The organism is Bradyrhizobium sp. LeoA1Lang, from assembly GCF_055413685.1.
In genome coordinates this window covers 1-1,648 of record NZ_JBVAPG010000382.1, presented here as the reverse complement: position 1 = coordinate 1,648, position 1,648 = coordinate 1, and the positions used below count along the sequence as shown (strand labels likewise).

General features: G+C 61.2%; 2 protein-coding genes. One reads left to right on the top strand and one right to left on the bottom strand.

The window, feature by feature from the left end; all coding sequences use genetic code 11:
• Positions 1–130 precede the first annotated feature (130 nt).
• Positions 131–775 carry a glutathione S-transferase family protein gene (locus tag ACZYOF_RS43640; protein WP_394568999.1) on the bottom strand — a complete coding sequence of 215 codons (645 nt, stop codon included), beginning with the start codon at positions 773–775 and terminating at the stop codon, positions 131–133.
• Positions 776–890: 115 nt separating this feature from the next.
• On the opposite strand from ACZYOF_RS43640, the gene ACZYOF_RS43635 reads away from it, so the two are divergent.
• Positions 891–1,487, top strand: a complete 597-nt coding sequence (locus ACZYOF_RS43635) for a TetR/AcrR family transcriptional regulator (protein WP_463719572.1) — start codon at positions 891–893, stop codon at positions 1,485–1,487.
• The last annotated feature ends 161 nt before the right edge of the window (positions 1,488–1,648 follow it).

Genomic DNA, 1,648 nt, shown 5'->3' with positions numbered 1-1,648 from the left:
GACTTGGGGACAACGCTGCGCGTTGCCCCCAGGGTCCACAGCCCCAGCAACAGCAGACCTGAACGAAACGAGAATTGTGTTACCCATGTCGTCGGTTTGAAGTGTTACCCATGTCGCCGGTTGCTCAACCTCACGCGTAATGCTTCAGCCGTTTTCCCGGCAACAAGTCGTAAGCCGACTTCCAACCCGGGAGCGCCGCGATGCGGCCGAGCCACGCATGAATGGCCGGATGGCTCTTGGCGAACTCATAGCCGGTCTCATCGCTCGGATAATGCAGATAGGCCATCATCGAGAAATCGGTCACCGTCGGCCGCTCGCCGATCACGAAGGCTTTGTCCTGCAGATGCCGATTGAGGATGCCGAGATAGTCATCGATCCGGCCGCGCAGAAACTTCAGCACGTCCGGATTGGATGACGGCATGAAGGTGCGTTGGAAGCGGTAGGTCGCCATGTAGCCGGTAAGCTTGTGATTGTCCCAGAACAGCCAGCGCAGCAGCTCGAACTGCTCCTGCGCATTGCCGGCGCCGAACCGGCCATATTGCTCGGCGAGCTTCAACAGGATCGGCGCCGTCTGGGTCAGGCGCACGCCGTCCTCCTCCAGCACCGGAATCTCGCCCATCGGGTTGACGTTGGCGCGCCATTCCGCGGTCCGCGTCACACCGCCGCCGAAATCGGTCCACACGCCCTCGAACGTCTCGCCGCACAACGTCAGCATGAGCGCGAGCTTGTAGCTGTTCCCCGACTCCGGGAAGTAGTGTAGCCGGTAGGTAGGCATAGGGCGCTCCTGTTCGTCGGTCCGACTTGCCAGTGCAAGTTACGATACGTACAATTCGAAAAACAGAACATTTGTTCTGTATACTGCGCAATGCAGCAATGCAACGGGAGTCAAATTGGCGAAGCAGGCCGACCACGAGATAACCGCGCGCGAGCGCCCGCTGATGGAAGCGACCCTTCGCATCGTCGGCCGTTCCGGGATCGATCGCGTGACCCATCGCGCAGTCGCGGCCGAAGCCGGCATGTCGCTCGGCGCCGTAACACATCATTTTGCCACACGCGATATCCTGGTCGACGCTGCGCTGCGTTTCGCATTGACGCGAGAGGTTGGACGGCTGCAGGCGCTATCGCTCAGCCTGCAAAGCAAGGCGTTCGATGTCGAAGCCTGGATCGAGGAACTCGTCGGCTGGTATGGCCAGGAACTCAAGACCCAACCCGACATTCACATTGCCTGTTACGAGGTGTTCCTGGCCGCCGCGCGCAGCGAGCGCTACCGGTCCATCGTGGCCGAATGGTTCGACACCTGGCGGCAAAGCTCCGAGCTCGCGCTGCGCGCAGCCGGCTCGACGAGCCCACGCGCGCATGCTGAGCTGTTCGTTGCCACGCTGATCGGAATCCTGTTGCAGCAACTCGCCATCCCGCGCCGCAGCTTCCGGCAGGAGACCAGGGCGGCGCTGCTGGAACTGGTCGAGGGGTTGATTGGGAAGAAGTGAGCCTACGAGCTTACTTCGCGACGACGGCGCCAATCGTGAGCAACCGGCGACATGGGTAACACTTCAAACCGACGACATGGGTAACACAATTCTCGTTTCGTTCAGGTCTGCTGTTGCTGGGGCTGTGGACCCTGGGGGCAACGCGCAGCGTTGTCCCCAAG

Coding starts and splice junctions, on each gene's coding strand:
- ACZYOF_RS43640 (WP_394568999.1), bottom strand. CDS start 775: ATGCCTACCTACCGGCTACACTACTTCCCGGAGTCGGGGAACAGCTAC.